The organism is Curtobacterium sp. 314Chir4.1, assembly GCF_900215175.1.
Lineage (GTDB): Bacteria > Actinomycetota > Actinomycetes > Actinomycetales > Microbacteriaceae > Curtobacterium > Curtobacterium pusillum_A.
In genome coordinates this window covers 292,868-314,477 of sequence record NZ_OCMI01000004.1, presented here as the reverse complement: position 1 = coordinate 314,477, position 21,610 = coordinate 292,868, and the positions used below count along the sequence as shown (strand labels likewise).

The window sequence follows — 21,610 nt, the reverse complement described above, 5'->3', positions numbered from 1 at the left end:
GCTAACGGGTTACCGGCGCGCCTCCGAGCGGTCCGGCCGTCATGCGGTAGCTCGACGCTCCGTCTCGTCGCGTCGGCGCCACGTGATCAGGTTGCGAGCGTCGAACCGTCTCGAACACGCGGCGCACGCCAACGGCCGCGTCGGCGTGCGGTAGCGGAAGTGTTCGTGACCGGCCGGGCAGGTGCCGATCCACGGCGCGAGTTCGCTCGCCACCGGGCCGTCGTACAGCCGCGAACCGGTGTACCCGAGCGCCGCCGCCGTCCGTCGCCAGCGCTGCCCGTGCCCCGCGCGGGGACCCGCCAGCGCGTGCGCGATCTCGTGCAGCAGCACCTGGTCGACGTCGTCCTCGGAGAACCGCACGGCCAGGTGCCGGCTCACCGTGATGCGCCTCCGGGCGAAGTCGCACTGCCCGGCGCGGGTCTTGGCGTGGTCGAAGGCGAACGACCAGCTCCCGGCCCCGAGGTGCGCCGCCATGAGGTGTTCGGCCCGGGCCCGGACCGCCTCGAGCGTCGTCACCGCAGGTCGTCGTCGGGGTCGCCCCGTCCGGCCTGGCCCTTCTGCGCGGCCCGTGCGGCGATGCGACCCCAGAGGTCGTCGGCCTCCGTCCGGGCTGCGTCCGGGGCGCCGAGCACGCGGCGGCGGATCGGCGGGACCTGCTTCACCGGTTCGGCGACGCGGGTCTGCGGCTCGTCCTCCTCGGACCGACGGGCAGCGACCTCACGAGCGGTGCGGGGCTTGTCCTCCGACGGTGCGGGCTGCGCCACGGAGGCGCGGAGGGCGGCCTCCACCGCGGTCCGCAGTGCCTCGGTGCGCTCCGACGGAGCACCGGCCTGGCGGAACGCCTGGTAGGCACGGGAGAGGGCCGAGCGGGCTTCCTCGAACCGGGACAGCTCGAACAACGACCAGCCCTCGAGCTCGGCGGCGGCGCCCTCGAGCTCCGGCCACTCCTCGGTCCGTGCCGTGTCGCGCGCCATGGCGGACTCGGTGGCGGCCCGCTCGTACCGGCCGAGGTCGTGCAGCACGTGCGCCCGACGGATGCGCGCGGAGACCTTGTCCGAGCGCTCGCCGGTGAACATCGTCAACCGGAAGACCTCCTCCGCGATCACGAGCGACTCGTCCAGTCGCCCCAGCAGGCGGAGGAGTTCGGCACGTTCGGCGAGGGCCTCGGTGCTGCGGCTCTGCCCGAGGTCGCGCAGGCGCTGCTGGATCGCGTCGGCGTCGACGGCGGGGCGCAGGCTGATCGGGGCGAAGGTGCTGCCCGGGCTCACACCGGCCGTCACGGGCGCCGCATGACGCGGTTCCCGGGCGCGGTCGAGGCGGTCGGGCTGCTGACGGTCGTCGGGCGGGAGGGACATCGGTTCGAGGGTAACCACGCCGACCCGAGAGTGCGCGGTGCCACGCGTGCCGGACGCGGAACGGCCCGCCGTGCTGGTGCACGACGGGCCGTTCGGATCTGCTCGGTCGTCAGCTCGCGCCGCTCACCGCTGCGGCTGCGGCGACACCGATGTAGGTGCCGAACGTGGCGATCGTCGCGACTACCGCGAGGATGATCGCGAACACGCCCCACCCGCGCCCACGCTTCGTGGCGATGGCGATGATGCCCTGAACGAGTGCCCAGAGGCCGAGGATGGCGGCGATACCGGCGATCACACCACCGACGCCGATCTGCGACACCACGTTCGGGTCGTTCATGAGCTGCTGCTGGAGCTGACCCTGGTCCGGCGTGGAGCCGTCGGTCGGGACGAGGTCGGAGAGCGCACTGCTGTTCGCCAGCGCGGAGCCCATCACGTAGCCGCCAATGACACCGATCACCAGGGATGCGAGTCCGAGGATGAACGCCACGACCCCGACCGTCTTCTTCTTGCGCTTCGGCTCCTCGTAGCCCTGCCACGAGGGCGCCCCGGCACTCGCCGGCGCAGCCGCCGCCGCGTACGGCTGCTGGCCGTACTGCTGCTGCTGCTGCCCGTACTGCGGCTGCGCGTCGTCCGGTCGGCCGTACTGGCCCTGCTGCTCGGAGTACTCGGTCGAGCCGTACCGCGGGGCCTCGCCCTGCGCGGCCTGCTCGCCGTACTGCGGCGTCGAGGTCGGCGCCGGGTCCACCCGCTCGCCGTACCGCGGTGCGTCGCTCGCGGGCGCTGCGCCGGCGGCGGGCTGCTGCGGGGCGTCGCCCCAGCTCGGCACCTGGCCGTCGCCGGTCCGGTCCTCGTTGCTCCGGTCGTCGTTCGTCATCGGGTGTCCCCTCGCTCGGTCGCGCACCTGCGCGGTCGTTCAGGACCATCCTGGCAGTCACGTCCTCAGCGTGCCCACCGAACATCGGCCTGGAGGCACGGCGCACGGCCGCCACGCGCCTCCCCTCCGCCAGGTGGTTGCGTCCGCAACGGGCGACAACGCCGATGTCGGACGACATCGCGCCTGTCGTCGCCCAGCGCGCGCAACTGTTGCGCACGCGCGGTTGCGACGAGTCCGGTGTCGTACGACGCCGGGATTGTCGTTCCGAGTCGGAGCCCCACCCGCTGCCGTCAGCCGCCGAAGACGCTCCGGTTCGGCTCCGGCGACGCCACCGCCGTCTGGTCCGTCACGATCGGCGCCCCGGCGATGAACGACCGCAGCTCGGCCCCGTGCACGACCTTCGCCGGCATCGGGTCCGACGAGTACCGCCGAGGCATGTCCGCCACGGGCAGGTCCGTGGGGGACCCGAGCAGCACGATGTTCCCGAACCGTCGCCCCTTGAGCATCCCGGTGTCCGCGACCGCCGCCACCGACGGCAGCACGGCCTGGAGCGTCGAGGCCTGCCCGCGCGCGAACGCCAACCCGGCGCCGTCGGCCACGTTCACGGCGACGATCCCGGTCGGCGACAGGAACTCTGCCACCTCGCGGTAGAACTCGATGCTCGTCACGTGCGCCGGGATCTGCGAGCCGCCGAACACGTCGACGACGGCGAGGTCGACGGTGCCGCGGAGCCCGGCGGGGAGCTTCCCCAGGACCTCCCGCGCGTCGCCGTACCGCACCCGGATCGAGGCACCCCGCGGGAACGGCAGCGCATCGCGCACGTGGTCGACGAGGTCCCGCTCGAGCTCGATCACCTGCTGCCGCGAACCCGGACGGGTCACCGCGACGTACCGGGGGAGCGTGAGGGCTCCCGCACCGAGGTGCAGCGCCGTGACCGGCCCGTCCGGCAGCAGGTCGATGGCGTGCCCGATCCGCCGGATGTACTCGAACGCCAGGTGCGTCGGGTCGTCCAGGTCGACGTGCGACTGCGGGGTGCCGTCCACCACGAGCGTGAACGAGCCCGGTCGGTGCCGGTCCGGCTCGACGACCGCGTACCCCGCACCGATCCGGAACCCGTCGAACGCATCAGCCATGGCACCAATCGAACACCACCGCGATCACCACCCGCGTCCCCACCCCTGGTTGGTGTGCCCACGGAAGCCGTCGAACGAGGCTGGTGTCACCGGTCGGGACAGCCCCGCCGGACCTCGTCGAAAGGCACACACCATGTCGGTCCAGCTCGTCGCGAACATCCTCATCGGGGTCGCGCTCGTCGTGTTCCTCGGCTACCGCCAGGCGACCTGGCAGTACCTCGACCCGACCCGGATCTGGCGGACGCCGCTCGTCATGGCGATCGTCGGTGTCGTCATCCTCGCCCAGACGAAGGCCACGGTGACCACCACCGACGTCGTGTTCCTCGGCATCGAGGCGCTCATCACCGTCGGGGTCGGCCTGACCATGGGTCGCATCACGCGCTTCCGCACGGTCGCCACCCCGGACAGCAAGGGCCGCACGATCCAGTCCCGTACCGGCTGGCTCGGTGCCGCCCTGTGGATCGTCCTCCTCCTCGTCCGCATCGGCCTCGACGTGCTCGGCGGCCACCTCGGCGCCCACCTGCTCACCTCGACCGGCACGATCCTGCTCGTCCTCGCGCTGAACCGCGCAGCCCGCGCACTCGTCATCGACCAGCGCATCCCCGTGGCGACCGGCAGACGCGCGGCATGATGGTCCGGTGACCCTGCTGTCCAGCCGTGACGAGGCCGACATCCCCGGAGGTCGGCCTCGTTCGAGCGCCGCCTGGGGGCTCAACGCGCTCGGCATCGCGATCGTGGCGTTCTTCTTCGTCCGGAACGGCGTCCTGCTGGGCCTGCCGGTCTGGGTGTGGGTGCTCGGCTCGGTGGCGCTCGCCGGCTGGGTGCTGCGGGAGTTCGGTCGGTCGCCGCGCCTCGTCGCGACGGCGGGTGTCGTGATGGTCGCCGCCGGGTCCGTCACCGTGGTGCCGACGGACTCGCTGATGATCGTCCCCGTGATCGTCGGCATCGTCCTGATCGGGGCGCACCTGCGCGTGCCGGTCTGGGCCGCCTCGGTCACGGCGCTCGCCGCGATCGTGGTGGTCGCCGTCACCGCGACGGTGGAGCACGCGTCGCTCCAGTTCGTCCTCGGCACCAGCGGCGGCATGCTGCTCGGCGTCCTCATCGGCTTCAGCCGCCGGCAGTTCCGGGTCGCCGCCGAGCGGGCGCGCGAGGCCGAGCGGGAGCAGCAGCGCGCGCAGCTCCTCGCCGATCGTTCCCGGGCGGCGCGGGACATCCACGACGTCCTCGCACACTCCCTCGGCGGCCTCGTGCTGCAGCTCGACGCGGTGGAGGCCCTCCTCGAAGCGGGCAGGGTCGAGGACGCGACGACGCGTGCCGGCGAGGCCCGCACCCTCGCGGCGGACGGGCTCGCCGAGGCGCGGCGTGCGGTCCGCGCGCTCCGCGAGGACGCGGACACGGACGCCGAACCGGCCACGTCGACGACCGCACCCGACACGACCGAGCCGAGCCGTGCCTCCAGGCCGACCACCGACCCCGGGGCGGGCCTGACGGCCCTCGTCGACGCGCACCGCTCGTTCGGCGGCGAGGTCGTGACGCAGGGTGACGAGACGCTCGCCGACCTGGACGCGGCCCACCGTGCCGCCGTGGTGCAGGTCGTCCGGGAGGCACTGAGCAACGCGCGCAGGCACGCTCCCGGCCGCCCCGTGTCCCTGTCCGTCATCCGGGACGGCGACGCCGTGGACGTCGTCATCGCGAACCCGCTCGCCCGCGGCGGCCACGGCCTGCTCGGGATGCGCGAACGCTTCCAGGAACTCGGCAGCAGCGCCACCGTCGAGGCGGAGCGTTCGGACGACGAGTTCGTCGTGGCGATGCACCTGCCCGTCGACCCCGTCGCCGCGGACGGGGAACAGTCGTGACCATCCGCGTGCTCGTCGTCGACGACCAGGCCATCGTGCGCGACGGCCTGGTGACGGTGCTGTCCCTCATGCCGGACCTCGAGGTCGTCGGCGAGGCCGCTGACGGCGCCGCGGCCGTCACGGCCGTCGACCGCGACGTGCCGGACGTGGTGCTGATGGACCTCCGGATGCCCGTGGTGGACGGGCCGACCGCGACCGCGCAGATCACCGCGGCGCACCCGCACGTGGCCGTCCTGGTGCTGACGACCTACGCCGACGACGAATCGATCGTCACCGCGCTCCGTGCGGGCGCCCGGGGCTACCTGACGAAGGACGCCGGTCGCGCGGAGATCGCGACGGCGATCCGTGCCGTGGCCTCCGGGCAGTCCACCTTCGACGCGACCGTCGGTGCTCGGCTCGTGGCGCAGCTCGCGGGTGGTACGGCACCAGCACCCGCAGCACCGGTCGGGCTCCGGACGCGGTTCCCGGACCTCACCCCGCGCGAGTCCGACGTCCTCGAGCGCATCGCCGAGGGCCGGTCGAACCCGGAGATCGCCGCCGAGCTGTTCCTGACGGTGCCGACCGTGAAGTCGTACGTGAACCAGGTCTTCACGAAGCTCGGTGTCCGGACCCGGGCCGAGGCGGTCGCCCTCGTCCTGCGCTCGTAGCGGGGCGTCACCGGCTGCGCGGTGTGCGCGGTCGAACACGCGCAGTTGAATGCGTACACATGTACGGCCAGCGGACGCCAAGGCTCACCCCCTATCGTTCACCGGGTCGTCACCTCGGTGCGTCGAACCGCGCAGTGCCCCACACCTCGCGGTTCCGCACCTCGACCGTGACCGCGGCGCGCCCGTCCGGCACCCCCCACTGCCGGCTCCGTGCGCGTGCCGTCGGCGTGCGCCGGGCCTCCCCGCTCTCCTGCGCGCCGCCCGTGGCCCCGCCCTGCGCGCCGGCCATTGAGAACATTGTGTGCGCTATGTAAAATACGAGTGCAGCACACGCACCGGACCACGAATCCGCAGGAGCCCGTAGCCATGACCGACACCATGAGCGTCCCGACGTACCGACTCGTCACCGCGACCCGCACCGCCCGGCCGACGTCGGCGCCCGCGCAGACCGACCACGACAATGCGCCCACCTGGATGCGCGCGGTCGGCGGAGTCCTGCTGGTCGGCGGCCTCGCACTCGTGGCAGCGGTCCTCGGGTGGCCGGGCGAGGCACCAGAAGCGGCGCTCGTCGTACCCGGGCTCGTCGGCGTCGCGGTCGGCTTCCTGCTCCTGCTCGCCCGCACCGGCTTCACCGTGACGGACACCCACGTCGTCCTGCACTTCCGGCCGTTGCCCGCGCGACGGATCGCCCGCCGGCGCATCGTCGACGTGCGGCTCGCCGAGGCGGATGCCTCAACGTACGGCGGGATCGGGCTCCGGCTCGGTCGTGGCGTGCGGGCGCTCATCCTCACGCCGGGGCGCGGGATCGAGATCACCGACGACCGCGGGCGCGTGACGTTCGTGCGGGTCCGGCGGCCCGAGAAGGCGCTCGGAGCGCTGCGCTGACGGACGCCACGGGCGGTGCCGACGGCCGCGCTTCGTGCCGCCGGTGCAGGGAATACCGGGTCGGTCCACGGGCTTATACACGGCACTGACGAATTCGGTCAAGCCAGGACTGGACATCGCGCACGGACGCGACCTATGATGACAGTTCGCGCTCCCTGGCATCCGTGTCGTCATATTGCGGTCGACGCCCGCCCTGGTGAAGCCGGACCCGTATATGTCGGCGGGTACCGCTCACCCAGATCATCGCACATGTGTCCTCGCTCACGCGGCGGCCCGTGATCGCGTGTCTTCGAGGGGTGCGCTCAAGCGTCAATCCACTCACCTACGTGCTGCTCGTCAGTACCGGCCCGACGGGGCCTACCGGAGGTCAAACCCTTGGCTGCTGCGCCCAACGCATCCACCAACCCCAAGAACGGTCGCAACCACTCGCGACTCTCGTTCGCCAAGATCACGGACACCCTCACGGTTCCTGATCTGCTCGCACTCCAGACGGAGAGCTTCGACTGGCTCGTCGGCAACGACGTCTGGAAGGCCCGCCTCGCCGAAGGGCAGGAGCAGGGTCGCACCGACCTCGCACTGCACTCCGGGCTCGAGGAGATCTTCGAGGAGATCTCCCCGATCGAGGACCTCGGCGAGACCATGCAGCTCGGCTTCACGTCGCCCGAGCTCGAGGACCCGAAGTACTCGATCGACGAGTGCAAGGAGCGTGGCAAGACCTACGCCGCTCCGCTCTACGTCAACGCCGAGTTCATGAACCACATGACCGGTGAGATCAAGACGCAGACCGTGTTCATGGGCGACTTCCCGCTCATGACCGAGCGCGGCACGTTCATCATCAACGGCACCGAGCGTGTCGTGGTCTCGCAGCTCGTCCGCTCCCCGGGCGTGTACTTCGAGCGTCAGCAGGAGAAGACGTCCGACAAGGACATCTACTCCGCTCGCGTGATCCCGTCGCGTGGTGCCTGGCTCGAGTTCGAGATCGACAAGCGCGACCAGGTGGGCGTGCGCATCGACCGCAAGCGCAAGCAGTCGGTCACCGTGTTCCTCAAGGCGCTCGGCATGACGAGCGAAGAGATCATGGACGAGTTCCAGGGCTTCGCCTCGATCGAGTCGACCCTCGAGAAGGACGCCATCCTCACCAAGGAAGAGGCGCTCAAGGACATCTACCGCAAGCTGCGTCCGGGCGAGCAGGTCGCTGCCGAGGCCGCGCGTGCGCTCCTCGACAACTTCTACTTCAACCCGAAGCGCTACGACCTCGCGAAGGTCGGCCGCTACAAGGTCAACCGCAAGCTCGGCATCGACGCGCCGCTCAGCGACTCGGTCCTGACCGTGCAGGACATCGTCCGCACGATCAAGTACCTGGTCTCGCTGCACGCCGAGAAGACCACCCTCGACGGCGTCCGCGACGGCGAGCCGGTGCAGCTGCGCCTCGACGTGGACGACATCGACCACTTCGGCAACCGTCGCATCCGCGCCGTCGGCGAGCTCATCCAGAACCAGGTCCGCACGGGTCTGTCCCGCATGGAGCGCGTCGTCCGCGAGCGCATGACCACGCAGGACATCGAGGCGATCACGCCGCAGACGCTCATCAACGTGCGTCCGGTCGTCGCCGCGATCAAGGAGTTCTTCGGAACGTCCCAGCTGTCGCAGTTCATGGACCAGAACAACCCGCTCGCGGGCCTGACGCACAAGCGTCGTCTCTCGGCCCTCGGCCCGGGTGGTCTGTCCCGTGAGCGCGCCGGCGTCGAGGTCCGTGACGTCCACCCGTCGCACTACGGCCGCATGTGCCCGATCGAGACCCCGGAAGGCCCGAACATCGGCCTGATCGGTTCGCTCGCGTCGTTCGGTCGGATCAACTCCTTCGGCTTCATCGAGACGCCGTACCGCCGCGTCGTGAACGGTCAGGTCACCACGACCATCGACTACCTCACGGCTTCGGAAGAGGACGACTTCGTCGTCGCGCAGGCGAACGCCCCGCTCACCGACTCCTTCCACTTCCAGGACGACAAGGTGCTCGTCCGGAAGAAGGGCGGCGAGGTCGAGCTCGTCGGCAAGGACGAGGTCGACTACATGGACGTCTCCCCGCGCCAGATGGTGTCGGTCGCGACGTCGCTCATCCCGTTCCTCGAGCACGACGACGCGAACCGCGCCCTCATGGGTGCGAACATGCAGCGTCAGGCAGTGCCGCTGCTCCGTTCCGAGTCGCCGCTCGTCGGTACCGGTATGGAGGGCTACACCGCCATCGACGCCGGCGACGTCGTCACCGCCGACAAGGCCGGTGTCGTCTCCGAGGTCTCGGCCGACGCCGTGACCCTGCAGCTCGACGAGGGCGGCACGCAGACCTACTACCTGCGCAAGTTCGACCGCTCGAACCAGGGCACGAGCTACAACCACCGCGTGGTCGTCTCGGCCGGTGAGCGCGTGGAGCAGGGCGAGGTCATCGCCGACGGCCCCGCGACGGAGAACGGCGAGCTCGCGCTCGGCAAGAACCTCCTCGTCGCGTTCATGCCGTGGGAGGGCTACAACTACGAGGACGCGATGATCCTGTCGCAGAACCTCGTGAAGGACGACACCCTCTCCTCGATCCACATCGAGGAGTACGAGGTCGACGCCCGCGACACGAAGCTCGGCAAGGAGGAGATCACCCGCGACCTCCCGAACGTCAGCCCGGACCTCCTGGCCGACCTCGACGAGCGCGGCATCATCCGCATCGGTGCCGAGGTCCGCCCCGGCGACATCCTGGTCGGCAAGGTCACGCCGAAGGGCGAGACCGAGCTCTCCGCTGAAGAGCGCCTCCTCCGTGCCATCTTCAACGAGAAGTCGCGCGAAGTCCGCGACACCTCGCTCAAGGTGCCCCACGGTGAAGAGGGCACGATCATCGGCGTCAAGGTGTTCGACTCGCAGGACGGCGACGACGAGCTCGGCTCGGGCGTCAACCAGCGCGTGGTCGTCTACATCGCCCAGAAGCGCAAGATCACCGCGGGTGACAAGCTCGCCGGTCGTCACGGCAACAAGGGCGTCATCTCGACGATCCTGCCGGTGGAGGACATGCCGTTCCTCGCCGACGGCACCCCGGTCGACATCGTGCTCAACCCGCTCGGCGTCCCCGGCCGCATGAACTTCGGCCAGGTCCTCGAGATCCACCTCGGGTGGCTCGCGAAGCAGGGCTGGAACGTCGAGGGCATCCAGGAGTGGGCTTCGGCTCTCCCCGAGGCCGCCCACAGCGCGGAGCCCGGCACGAAGGTCGCCACCCCGGTGTTCGACGGTGCGTACGAGCGTGAGATCGAGGGCCTCCTCGACAGCACCCTCCCGAACCGCGACGGCGAGCGCCTGATCGGTTCGTCCGGCAAGGCGCAGCTCTTCGACGGTCGCTCCGGCGAGCCGTTCCCGGAGCCCGTCTCGGTCGGCTACATGTACATCCTCAAGCTGCACCACCTGGTCGACGACAAGATCCACGCCCGTTCGACCGGTCCTTACTCGATGATCACGCAGCAGCCGCTGGGTGGTAAGGCGCAGTTCGGTGGACAGCGGTTCGGTGAGATGGAGGTGTGGGCACTCGAGGCGTACGGCGCCGCCTACGCCCTCCAGGAGCTCCTGACGATCAAGTCCGACGACATCCTCGGCCGCGTGAAGGTCTACGAGGCGATCGTCAAGGGCGAGAACATCCAGGAGCCGGGTATCCCGGAGTCGTTCAAGGTCCTCATGAAGGAGATGCAGTCGCTCTGCCTGAACGTCGAGGTCCTCTCGGCCGACGGCCAGGCGGTCAGCCTCCGCGACACGGACGACGAGGTCTTCCGTGCCGCTGAAGAGCTCGGCATCAACATCTCCTCGCGGTTCGAGTCGTCGTCCGTCGACGACATCTGATCCCGCCCGTACTCGTAACGAATCCAGCTAGAGAGAAGAACATTGCTCGAAGCAACTTCATTTGACGCACTGCGGATCGGCCTCGCCACGGCCGAGGACATCCGCCAGTGGTCGTACGGCGAGGTCAAGAAGCCGGAGACCATCAACTACCGCACCCTCAAGCCCGAAAAGGACGGTCTGTTCGGCGAGCAGATCTTCGGTCCGTCCCGCGACTGGGAGTGCGCCTGCGGCAAGTACAAGCGTGTCCGGTTCAAGGGCATCGTCTGCGAGCGCTGCGGCGTCGAGGTCACCAAGTCCTCGGTCCGTCGTGAGCGCATGGGCCACATCGAGCTCGCCGCGCCCGTCACGCACATCTGGTACTTCAAGGGCGTCCCGTCGCGCCTCGGGTACCTCCTCGACATGGCGCCGAAGGACCTCGAGAAGGTCATCTACTTCGCGGCGTACATGATCATCGACATCGATGAAGAGGGCCGCCACGCGGACATGCCGGGTCTCGAGAACGAGATGCGCCTCGAGATCAAGAACCTCGAGGGTCAGCGCGACTCGATCATCGCCGACCGCCTCAAGAAGCTCGAGGACGACCTCGCAGCGCTCGAGGAAGAGGGCGCCAAGGCCGACGTCAAGCGCCGCACCAAGGACACCGCCGAGAAGGAGATGTCCCAGGTCCGCAAGTCGTTCGACGAGGACATCACCCGCCTCGAGCGCGTGTGGGAGGACTTCCGCAACCTCAAGGTGGGCGACCTCAAGCCCGAGGACGCCGTCTTCCACGAGCTCCAGGACCGCTTCGGGATCTACTTCGACGCCTACATGGGCGCCGAGGCGATCAAGCTGCGGCTCGAGGCGTTCGACCTGGCCGCCGAGGCCGAGGCGCTGCGCCTGCAGATCGCCGAGGGCAAGGGCCAGAAGAAGATCCGCGCGATCAAGCGTCTGCGCGTCGTCAGCTCCTTCCTCGCCACCGGCAACTCGCCGGCCGCGATGGTGCTCGACGTCGTGCCGGTCATCCCGCCGGAGCTCCGCCCGATGGTGCAGCTCGACGGTGGCCGCTTCGCCACGTCGGACCTCAACGACCTCTACCGTCGTGTGATCAACCGCAACAACCGTCTCCGCCGCCTGCTCGACCTCGGTGCCCCCGAGATCATCGTGAACAACGAGAAGCGCATGCTGCAGGAAGCGGTCGACGCGCTGTTCGACAACGGTCGTCGTGGACGTCCGGTCACGGGTACCGGCAACCGCGCCCTGAAGTCCCTGAGCGACATGCTCAAGGGCAAGCAGGGTCGTTTCCGCCAGAACCTGCTCGGCAAGCGCGTCGACTACTCGGGCCGTTCGGTCATCATCGTCGGCCCGCAGCTGAAGCTGCACCAGTGCGGTCTGCCCAAGCAGATGGCGCTGGAGCTCTTCAAGCCGTTCGTCATCAAGCGCCTCATCGACCTGTCGCACGCGCAGAACATCAAGTCGGCGAAGCGCATGGTCGAGCGTTCGCGTCCGCAGGTGTGGGACGTGCTCGAGGAGATCATCCGCGAGCGCCCCGTGCTGCTGAACCGTGCGCCGACGCTGCACCGTCTGGGCATCCAGGCGTTCGAGCCGCAGCTCGTCGAGGGCAAGGCCATCCAGCTCCACCCGCTCGTGTGTGCTGCGTTCAACGCGGACTTCGACGGTGACCAGATGGCCGTGCACCTGCCGCTGTCGGTGGAGGCCCAGGCCGAGGCCCGCATCCTGATGCTCGCCTCGAACAACATCCTGAAGCCGTCCGACGGCCGCCCGGTGACCCTGCCCGCACAGGACATGATCATCGGTCTGCACCACCTCACGACCGTCCGCGAGGGCGCCGTGGGTGAGGGCCGTGCGTTCTCCTCCGTCGCCGAGGCGATCCTCGCGAAGGACCAGGGCACGCTGCACCTCAACGCGCTGGTGAAGATCCGCATGTCCGACGTGTGGTTCGCCGAGGGCGAGGCACCGGAGGGCTACGTGCAGGGCGAGCCCGTCCTGCTCGAGACGACCCTCGGTCGTGCGCTCTTCAACGAGACCCTCCCGGCGAACTACCCGTTCGTCCAGAAGGTCACCGACAAGGGCGTGCTCTCCGCGATCGTCAACGACCTCGCCGAGCGCTACTCCAAGACCGAGACGGCCGCCGCGCTGGACCGGATCAAGGACGCCGGCTTCTACTGGGGCACGCGCTCCGGTGTGACCGTCGCCCTCTCGGACGTCGTGACGCCTCCTCGCAAGAAGGAGATCATCGCGGGCTACGAGGTCCAGGCGGCCAAGGTGCAGGGCGAGTTCGACAAGGGTCTGATCACCGACGCCGAGCGTCGCGCCGACCTGATCAAGATCTGGACGGAAGCCACGAACGAGATCGCGCAGGAGATGCGCGACAACTTCCCCGTCGACAACACCATCAACCGCATGGTGTCGTCGGGTGCTCGTGGTAACTGGCTCCAGGTCCGCAACATCGCCGGTATGCGTGGTCTGGTGAACAACCCGAAGGGCGAGATCATCGCCCGCCCGATCATCAACTCGTACCGCGAGGGCCTGACCGTGGCGGAGTACTTCATCGCCACGCACGGTGCTCGCAAGGGTCTTGCCGACACCGCGCTCCGGACCGCGGACTCCGGGTACCTCACCCGTCGTCTGGTGGACGTCTCGCAGGACGTCATCATCCGCGAGGACGACTGCGGCACGACGCGGGGCCTCGAGCTCCCGATCGCGACCGTGGGTGCCGACGGCAAGCTGGTCCGCGACCCGCGCGTCGAGAACACCGTGTACTCCCGCACCCTGGCCACCCCGGCCGTGGACGCGAAGGGCACGGTCGTCGCCGAGGCCGGTGAGGACGTCGGTGACGTCCTGATCGACAAGCTGCTGGCAGCCGGTGTCGAGAGCATCAAGGTGCGCTCGGTCCTGACCTGCGAGTCGGCCGTCGGTGTCTGCGCGAAGTGCTACGGCCGTTCGCTCGCCACGGGCAACCTCGTCGACATCGGCGAGGCGGTCGGCATCATCGCCGCCCAGTCCATCGGTGAGCCGGGTACCCAGCTGACGATGCGTACCTTCCACACGGGTGGTTCGGCCTCGGCCGACGACATCACCCAGGGTCTGCCGCGTGTCACCGAGCTGTTCGAGGCGCGTACCCCCAAGGGCGCGTCCCCGATCGCCGAGGCCCCCGGCCGCGCGACGATCGAGGACACCGACAAGGGCCGTCGCATCATCCTGACGCCGGACAACGGCGACGAGCCGTTCATCTACCCGGTGCTCAAGCGTGCGACGCTCCTCATCGAGGACGGCCAGCACGTCGAGCTCGGCGAGCAGTTCATCGCCGGCACCGTCGACCCGAAGGAAGTCCTTCGCGTCAAGGGTGTCCGTGAGGTCCAGAAGCACCTCGTCAACGGTGTGCAGGACGTGTACGGCTCGCAGGGCGTGCCGATCCACGACAAGCACATCGAGGTCATCGTGCGGCAGATGCTCCGCAAGGTCACCGTCGTCGACCACGGCGACACCGACCTGCTCCCGGGTGAGCTCGTTGACCGTTCGCGGTACAACATGCTCAACCGTGCGGCGCTGCAGGAGGGTCGCAAGACCGCTTCCGCTCGCCAGGAGGTCATGGGCATCACCAAGGCGTCCCTCGCGACCGAGTCGTGGCTGTCCGCCGCTTCCTTCCAGGAGACCACCCGCGTGCTCACGCAGGCGGCCATGGAGGGCAAGCAGGACCACCTCGTCGGCCTCAAGGAGAACGTCATCATCGGTAAGCTCATCCCCGCCGGGACGGGCCTCAGCCGGTACCGCGACGTGGACGTGAACGCGACGGAGGAAGCGAAGGCGGAGCGGTACCCGAACCGCATCTTCGCGGACGACTCGTCGTTCTCGGACGCCGACCTGAGCTTCGTCGACTTCGACAGCTTCTCGTCGGACGACTTCACGCCGGGCACCTACAACTGAGCCTGAGCTCCACCGGAACGGCCCCCGCATCCTCGGATGCGGGGGCCGTTCCCGTTGCGGCTCGCGTTCGCGACCGACAGGCGGCCTGGAGGCACGGTGCGGGCCGGCACCGTGCCTCCAGGCCGTCTGCGGGTGCGTCTAGAGCGCGCGGTCCGCGCCGTTGTCGCGGCCGGATCCTCGACCGGTCTCGTCGACCAGGGAGAACAGGCTGAGGACGTTCCCGTCAGGGTCGCGGACGTCGAACCAGTCGACGGCGCCGTCGACGCACTCGACGGGGCCGATGTCGATACCGAGCGCACCGATCCGGGCGTGCTGGGCGGTGACGTCGTCGACGCCGAAGCGGACGCTGACCGGGTTCTCCTCGGCGTTCTCGTCCTCGTAGAGCTGGATCCAGATGCCGCCGACCTCGTACTCGGCGATGCCGTCGTCGGGCTCGAGGTCCGGTTCGGCGCGTTCGAACACGGCGCCGTACCAGAGGCAGGACGCTTCGATGTCGGTGACGGGCAGCCCCACGGTCACGCTCGTGATGTCCATGACTCATCATGTCCCGCGGTGGGCGTGCACGTCGAGCAGTTTCTGCCCTGGCAGGCTGGGGGCATGGCGACGCTGCGCGAACGGATCACGGCCCCTGCCCACCTCGAGCACCCGGTGCCGGTCGGCGGGTTGACGTTCCGGGCCGGGTCACGGGACGACCTCGCCGCGGTGCACGCCCTCGCGGTGGCGGCCGCGGCGGTGGACGACCCGCACGCTCGTCCCTCCACAGCCGACTTCGAGCGGACGTTGTCCACCGAGGGGCTCGACGTCGCCCGGGACACCCTCGTCGGCGTCGATGCTGAGGGGCATGTGCAGGCGTACGGCATCGTCATCGACGTCCCCTCCCGGGTCACCGCCGCGCGGGTGGTGCTCGACGGGACCGTGCACCCCGGGTTCCGCGGGCGGGGGATCGGCCGACGGGTGCTCGCGTGGCAGGTCGGCCGCGCACGCCAGCGGCTCGCGGCGCTCGACGTCGACCTGCCCGCCACGATCGAGATCGGTGCCCCGCAGGGGGCCGGGTCGCTCCGGCTCGCGGCGCGGTCCGGGTTCGAACCGACCCGGAACTGGATCGACATGCAGGTCGTCCTCGGCGAGAGCGACGGCGACGCCACGGACGTGCCGGCGCTGCCGGACGGCCACGTCGTCCGGGCAGCGACCCCGGACGACATCGAGCCGCTGCGGCACGCCAAGAACGACTCCTTCCGCGACCACTGGGGCTCGCAGCCGATGGTCGAGTCCGACTGGCACGGCTTCCTCACCGCGAGCAAGAGTCGGCTCGACCTGTCGCGCGTGGTGCTCGACGCCGACCGGGCGATCGTGGCGTTCGCGATCGTCGAGGTGGACCCGGACGGCTTCGCGGCGCGCGGTCGCTCGTACGGGTACGTGCACTGGGTCGGGGTCGTCCGTGCTGCCCGGGGCCGGGGCCTCGCGCCCATCGTTCTCGACGCCTCGTTGCGGGCGATCCGGGCGGACGGCCTGTCCGCCGCGGTGCTGCACGTCGACGCCGAGAACCCGAGCGGTGCCGGGCGCATCTACGAGCGCCTCGGCTTCGTCGCGGGCGACGTGCACGTCACCGCGTCGACGGCCCTCTGACGAGGGTCGATACCCGCGGGTACCCCTGCACTGGGGCCACGGAACACCCCCTCGCCCCCTCGTTGTGGGACTGCGGTGGCCGTTCGGCGCGGACGTAGCGTGGTCGGGCGTCGAACCCCTGCGGCGCTCGTCCCCACGTCCAGCGCGCGACCCGAAGGAGGCTCGGAGGCACATGGCCACACTGTCCGAGATCCTCATCCTCAACGGAGCCCTGCCGATCGAGCACCTCGACTCGATGACCGGCGACGAGGAGATCGACGACCGCTCGATCCGGTCGCTGGTCGACCAGGGGCTGGTGAGCGAGGCGCAGTACATCACCGCCCGCGCCGCGTCGAACAACTCCAAGACCGTCCCGCTGACCGACTACCCGGTCGACGGCACCGCGGTGTCGATGCTGCCCGCGGCGCTCTGCCGTCGCCACGGCGTGCTCGGCGTCGGGTTCGAGGGCGAGACCCTCGTCCTCGCGATGGTGAACCCGACGAACGTCCTCGCGATCGACGACGCACGCACCGCCTCCGGTCGCCCGGTGAAGCCCCTGCAGGTCGACGAACGCGACCTCGCCGCGGCGCTCGACCGCTACCTCCGTGCCGACGACGAACTGAACGACCTCACGTCGTCCCTCGAGGAAGAGGCGTCGGCCCAGGCGCAGCAGCAGGTCGACCTGACCGACGGCGCCCTCGACGACGTCCCGATCGTCCGCTTCGTGAACCTGCTCGTGTCGCAGGCGATCCAGGACCACGCGTCGGACATCCACATCGAGCCCGGTGAGCACGAGGTCCGCGTCCGCTACCGCATCGACGGCGTGCTGCACGAGATGGCCCCGGCGCCCAAGAACATCCAGAACGGTGTCATCAGCCGCCTGAAGATCATGAGCGACATCGACATCGCCGAGCGTCGGAAGCCGCAGGACGGCCGCATGTCGGTGCGCCACGGCGGTCGGCAGATCGACCTCCGCGTCGCGACCCTCCCCACCGTGTGGGGCGAGAAGGTCGTCATGCGGATCCTCGACAACACGAACACGTCGATGTCCCTGAAGGACCTCAACCTGCTCGAGCAGAACTTCCAGGCGTACCAGCGCTCCTACTCGAAGCCGTACGGGATGATCCTCGTCACCGGCCCGACCGGCTCCGGCAAGTCGACGACCCTGTACACGACGCTCAACGCGGTCGCCCGCCCGGAGATCAACGTCATCACGGTGGAGGACCCGGTCGAGTACCGGATGGCCGGCATCAACCAGGTGCAGGTCAACCCGAAGGCCGGTCTGACCTTCGCGTCCGCCCTCCGCTCGATCCTCCGCTCCGACCCCGACGTCGTGCTCCTCGGCGAGATCCGCGACCACGAGACCGCGCAGATCGCGATCGAGGCCTCCCTCACCGGCCACCTGGTGCTCTCGACCCTGCACACGAACGACGCCCCCTCGGCGATCACCCGCCTGACGGAGATGGACATCGAGCCGTTCCTCGTCGGGTCCGCGCTCGACTCCGTCGTCGCCCAGCGGCTCGCCCGCCGGCTCTGCGACCGCTGCAAGGCCCCGGCGCAGTACACGCCCGCGCAGCTCGTCGCGCTCGGCTTCGTCGCCACCGAGGACACCGCCGTCCCCGAGTTCTTCGGCCCCGTCGGATGCGCGGTCTGCTCGAACACCGGGTACCGCGGCCGCATCGCCCTGCACGAGGTCATGACCGTGACCGAGGAGATCGAGCGCCTCGCCGTCTCCCGTGCGTCCAGCGCCGAGATCAGCCGCGTCGCCCAGGCGCAGGGCATGCTCACCCTCCGTCAGGACGGGTGGGAGAAGGTCAAGCTCGGCATGACGAGCATCGACGAGATCCTGCGCGTGGTCGCGTAGGCGTGGGAGTGGAACGATGACTGACTCCGTCTACGACATCTCCGTGCCCGGGGACGAACCCGTCGCCGGCTGGCACCCCGGACGCCCCGGCACCGAGGTCGGCGGCCGTCGTGCCGCGCGGCTCGCGGCAGCCGCCGCGCAGCAGCCCACCTCACCCGACCTGGAGGCACGGGTCGCGCCCGCCCCGTCGGTCCCGGTCCACGACCTGTCCAGTGACACGGCCGCGTGGCCGGCCCCGACCGGTGAGATCGCGTCGTGGCCGGCGCCCGCGGGCGACCCCGTCGCCGTGCCGGTGGCGCAGCCGCACGCCGCGCCCGCCACACCACCCGCAGCCGTCCCGCCGTCGACCGCGTCCTACGGGTACGCCGACGCCGTGACCCAGCACCTGCCGGTCGTGCCCGCGGAACCGACCACGGTCCTCCAGGCAGTCCACGCCCCGACCACCTACGCGCCCGCACCCGACGGGCAGGCCGAGATCAACTTCACCCGGCACGCGCGCGAGGTCGCCGACCCCGACCTCATCACCGCGCTCGCGCAGGTCGTCTACCAGGGCGCCTCCGACCTCCACCTCACCGCGGACGCCGCACCCACGGTGCGCGTCGACGGGTCGCTCCGGCCCGCCGTCCCCGGCGGCCCGTGGGCACGCAACAAGGTGATCGCCGCCCTGAAGACCCTGCTGTCCGTCGAGCAGGCCGGTCAGTTCGACCACGAGCAGGAACTCGACTTCGCGTACTCGCTGTCGCCCGAGTACCGCTTCCGCGTGAACTACTACCAGCAGCGCGGCAACTGGGGCGCGGCGTTCCGCATCATCCCCACGAAGATCAAGACCCTCAAGCAGCTCGGCATCCCCGACCACGTGGGGGAGTTCGCCAAGCTGCCGCGCGGGCTCGTGCTCGTCACCGGGCCCACCGGCTCCGGCAAGTCGACCACCCTCGCCGCACTCATCGACCTCGTCAACGAGACCCGGGCGGACCACATCGTGACGGTCGAGGACCCGATCGAGTTCATGCACGACCACAAGAAGGCGATCATCAACCAGCGCGAGGTCGGGGCGGACACGCACTCCTTCGCCGCCGCCCTCAAGCACGTGCTCCGCCAGGACCCCGACGTCATCCTCATCGGCGAGCTCCGCGACCTCGAGACCATCTCCGTCGCCCTCACCGCCGCCGAGACCGGTCACCTCGTGTTCGCCACCCTGCACACGCAGAGCGCCCCCGGCACCATCGACCGCGTCATCGACGTCTTCCCGCCGCACCAGCAGGGACAGATCCGGACGCAGCTCGCCTCCACCCTCGAAGGCGTCGTCTGCCAGACCCTCGTGCCGAAGGCCAACGGCTCCGGCCGCGTCGTCGCCACCGAGATCATGAAGACCACCCCGGCCATCGGGAACCTCGTACGCGAGGGCAAGACCTACCAGATCACCTCCGCCATGCAGGCCGGGCGTGACATGGGCATGCACACGATGGACCAGGACCTCGCCGAACTCGTCAACGTCGGCACCATCACGCGGAAGGCCGCGATGGAGAAGGTGCACGACCTCGAGGGCTTCGACCGGCTCGTGCAGCGCGTCGAGTCCCCGTCGGACTCCTCCGCCGCCGCCATCGCCGCATCCGAGATCGACTTCGGCGACAAGTACTCAGGAGGCCACTGATGTCGCTCGCCTACGACTACCGGGGGCGCGACGGCGCCGGCAAGCTCGTGAAGGGGCGCCTCGACGCGTCCTCCGAGGGTGCGGTCGTCCAGCGGCTCCGGGGGATGGGTGTCTCGCCGATCGCCATCACCGAGGCGAAGGCCGGTACGGGGCTGCAGCGCGACATCGTGGTTCCGGGGTTCGCGCCCTCGGTCAAGTTGAAGGACCTGGCGATCATGTCCCGGCAGGCTTCCACGATGCTCGCTTCGGGGCTGTCCCTCCTCCGGGCGCTCTCGATCCTCGCGGACCAGACCGAGTCGAAGCTCCTCAGGGAAATCCTCGGCAAGGTGCGCGACGACGTGGAGCGCGGTGTGTCCTTCTCCGACGCGGTCGCCAAGTACCCCGTCGAGTTCCCCCCGATCATGATCAACATGATCCGGGCCGGCGAGACGGGCGGGTTCCTGGACCAGGCGATGGACTCGATCGCCACGAACTTCGAGAAGGAGCACAAGCTCCGGACGACGATCAAGTCAGCGATGACCTACCCCGTGGTCGTGCTCGTCATGTCACTCGTGAGCGTGCTCGTGATGCTCGTGTTCATCGTCCCGATCTTCCAGGACATGTTCGAGAGCCTCGGCGGGAAGTTGCCCTTGCCGACGATGATCCTCGTCTACATGTCCCACTCGATGGTGTTCGTCCTCCCCGCGCTCGCTATCGGGGCGATCGCGTTCAGTGTCTGGTGGCGGACGAACAAGAACTCGGATCGAGTACGCGGCGCACTCGACCCGATCAAGCTGCGGCTGCCAGTGTTCGGTCAGCTGAACAAGAAGATCGTCATCGCGCGGTTCGCCCGCAACTTCGCCAACATGATCGGCGCTGGCGTCCCGATTCTCCAGGCGTTGAAGATCGTCGGTGAGGTATCGAACAACTTCGTCGTTGAAAAGGCAGTCGATCGCGTCGCTGAATCAGTGCGAAAAGGATCGTCTATTGCGGAACCGCTCGCGACCGAGTCGGTCTTCCCACAAATGGTCTCCCAGATGATCGCAGTCGGCGAAGATGCTGGATCGATGGAATTGATGTTGGAGAAGATCGCAATCTTCTACGACAATGAGGTCGAGGCGACGACCGAATCCCTCACTTCGCTGATCGAGCCGTTGCTCATTGCCTTCCTCGGTGTCGTGGTGGGTGGGATGATCATCGCCCTCTACCTGCCGATCTTCCAGATCACCTCCCTGATCCACTGAGCCGAGCTTCCCGAGACGAACACCCCCGCCGTCCCTCTCGCGGGGGTGTTTTCGGCTTTCGTGCCCCCGTTAATGGGGGCATTTTGCTCCCCGCTCACCCCCCGTTCTCGGGATTATGCCGAGAATCTGCCCTCAATACTCTTGTCCACGGCGGCAGAGCACAGCCCCGAAACAATCTCCATCGACATTCCCGAAAGAGTGGAAAATCATGTACGCAGCTCTCATGGGCAAGCTGAACGCTCGCCGCAAGGGTCTCCTCGAAGAGGACGAGAAGGGCTTCACGCTCATCGAGCTCCTCGTTGTCGTGATCATCATCGGCATCCTTGCCGCGATCGCGATCCCGGTGTACCTCAACGTCCAGAACAACGCGAAGGACTCGGCCGTCCAGTCCGACGTCACGAACGCGAAGACCGCGGCCGTGTCGGCGCTGACCTCGCTCGGGACGTTCGACGCGGCCGGCACGATCACCCTGTCGACCGCATCGGTCCTCGCCGGGCCGATCAGCTCCACGTCGTCGCAGACCTGGACGCAGGCCGGCGCAACCGTGTCGGGCAACACGAACACCCTGACGGTCAAGGTTGCCTCCGACAAGACGTCCTTCTGCGTCTCTGGTACCCGTACGGGTGGCGCCACTTTCTTCGCCACGGACAACGGTTCGGGCACCACGAAGGTCGACTCCACCCACCCGCTGCCCAGCACCTGCTGACCATCGCTGACCTGACGACGCCT

16 protein-coding genes are annotated in these 21,610 nt (G+C 69.2%); 11 read left to right on the top strand and 5 right to left on the bottom strand.

The features are described 5' to 3' along the window. Positions 1-39: 39 nt before the first annotated feature. The 4 genes from CRP27_RS14240 to CRP27_RS14225 all read right to left on the bottom strand — a co-directional run bounded on the left by CRP27_RS14240 (position 40) and on the right by CRP27_RS14225 (position 3,362). The gene (locus CRP27_RS14240) at positions 40-516 is read right to left on the bottom strand and encodes a SprT-like domain-containing protein (protein WP_097181284.1); all 477 of its coding nucleotides are present in this window, start codon (positions 514-516) and stop codon (positions 40-42) included. Next, positions 513-1,355: a hypothetical protein gene (locus CRP27_RS14235; protein ID WP_097181283.1), complete on the bottom strand. Its 843-nt coding sequence runs from the start codon at positions 1,353-1,355 to the stop codon at positions 513-515. Before CRP27_RS14235 ends, CRP27_RS14240 begins: the two co-directional genes overlap by 4 nt. 109 nt (positions 1,356-1,464) lie before the next feature. Beyond that, positions 1,465-2,229 (bottom strand): DUF4064 domain-containing protein, encoded by a 765-nt coding sequence (locus tag CRP27_RS14230; RefSeq protein ID WP_097181282.1) that lies wholly within the window; start codon positions 2,227-2,229, stop codon positions 1,465-1,467. A gap of 290 nt (positions 2,230-2,519) precedes the next feature. Continuing rightward, complete coding sequence (locus CRP27_RS14225; RefSeq protein ID WP_079237409.1) at positions 2,520-3,362, bottom strand: spermidine synthase; 843 nt, start codon at positions 3,360-3,362, stop codon at positions 2,520-2,522. Between the two features lie 133 nt (positions 3,363-3,495). Here CRP27_RS14225 and CRP27_RS14220 point away from each other — a divergent pair, with 133 nt between their 5' ends. The 6 genes from CRP27_RS14220 (at position 3,496) to rpoC (ending at position 14,538) form a co-directional block, all read left to right on the top strand. Then, the gene (locus tag CRP27_RS14220; RefSeq protein WP_097181281.1) at positions 3,496-3,993 is read left to right on the top strand and encodes a hypothetical protein; all 498 of its coding nucleotides are present in this window, start codon (positions 3,496-3,498) and stop codon (positions 3,991-3,993) included. 7 nt (positions 3,994-4,000) lie between these two features. Then, the gene (locus CRP27_RS14215) at positions 4,001-5,218 is read left to right on the top strand and encodes a sensor histidine kinase (RefSeq protein ID WP_097181280.1); all 1,218 of its coding nucleotides are present in this window, start codon (positions 4,001-4,003) and stop codon (positions 5,216-5,218) included. Further along, a complete protein-coding gene (locus CRP27_RS14210; RefSeq protein ID WP_097181279.1) occupies positions 5,215-5,865 on the top strand; it encodes a response regulator transcription factor in 651 nt (216 codons plus the stop codon). Before CRP27_RS14215 ends, CRP27_RS14210 begins: the two co-directional genes overlap by 4 nt. Before the next feature lie 366 nt (positions 5,866-6,231). After that, a complete protein-coding gene (locus CRP27_RS14200; RefSeq protein WP_097181277.1) occupies positions 6,232-6,750 on the top strand; it encodes a hypothetical protein in 519 nt (172 codons plus the stop codon). Between the two features lie 375 nt (positions 6,751-7,125). Then, the gene (gene rpoB, locus CRP27_RS14195) at positions 7,126-10,614 is read left to right on the top strand and encodes a DNA-directed RNA polymerase subunit beta (protein ID WP_079237403.1); all 3,489 of its coding nucleotides are present in this window, start codon (positions 7,126-7,128) and stop codon (positions 10,612-10,614) included. Between the two features lie 42 nt (positions 10,615-10,656). Next, positions 10,657-14,538 carry a DNA-directed RNA polymerase subunit beta' gene (gene rpoC / locus CRP27_RS14190; RefSeq protein WP_097181276.1) on the top strand — a complete coding sequence of 1,294 codons (3,882 nt, stop codon included), beginning with the start codon at positions 10,657-10,659 and terminating at the stop codon, positions 14,536-14,538. 138 nt (positions 14,539-14,676) lie between these two features. Here the strand turns inward: rpoC and CRP27_RS14185 are convergent, their stop codons facing one another. After that, positions 14,677-15,072, bottom strand: coding sequence for a VOC family protein (locus CRP27_RS14185; protein WP_079237401.1), 396 nt, complete (start codon positions 15,070-15,072; stop codon positions 14,677-14,679). A gap of 63 nt (positions 15,073-15,135) precedes the next feature. On the opposite strand from CRP27_RS14185, the gene CRP27_RS14180 reads away from it, so the two are divergent. The 5 genes from CRP27_RS14180 to CRP27_RS18600 all read left to right on the top strand — a co-directional run bounded on the left by CRP27_RS14180 (position 15,136) and on the right by CRP27_RS18600 (position 21,587). Continuing rightward, entirely contained in the window at positions 15,136-16,164 is a 1,029-nt protein-coding gene (locus CRP27_RS14180; protein WP_097181275.1) for a GNAT family N-acetyltransferase, read from the top strand. A gap of 172 nt (positions 16,165-16,336) precedes the next feature. Continuing rightward, on the top strand, positions 16,337-18,007 hold the full coding sequence (locus CRP27_RS14175) for a GspE/PulE family protein (protein WP_097181274.1): 1,671 nt from the start codon (positions 16,337-16,339) through the stop codon (positions 18,005-18,007). 16 nt (positions 18,008-18,023) lie between these two features. After that, positions 18,024-19,658 carry a type IV pilus twitching motility protein PilT gene (locus tag CRP27_RS14170; protein WP_097181273.1) on the top strand — a complete coding sequence of 545 codons (1,635 nt, stop codon included), beginning with the start codon at positions 18,024-18,026 and terminating at the stop codon, positions 19,656-19,658. Then, positions 19,658-20,881 carry a type II secretion system F family protein gene (locus CRP27_RS14165; RefSeq protein ID WP_097181272.1) on the top strand — a complete coding sequence of 408 codons (1,224 nt, stop codon included), beginning with the start codon at positions 19,658-19,660 and terminating at the stop codon, positions 20,879-20,881. Before CRP27_RS14170 ends, CRP27_RS14165 begins: the two co-directional genes overlap by 1 nt. A gap of 208 nt (positions 20,882-21,089) precedes the next feature. Further along, on the top strand, positions 21,090-21,587 hold the full coding sequence (locus CRP27_RS18600) for a prepilin-type N-terminal cleavage/methylation domain-containing protein (RefSeq protein WP_097181271.1): 498 nt from the start codon (positions 21,090-21,092) through the stop codon (positions 21,585-21,587). Positions 21,588-21,610: the final 23 nt, after the last annotated feature.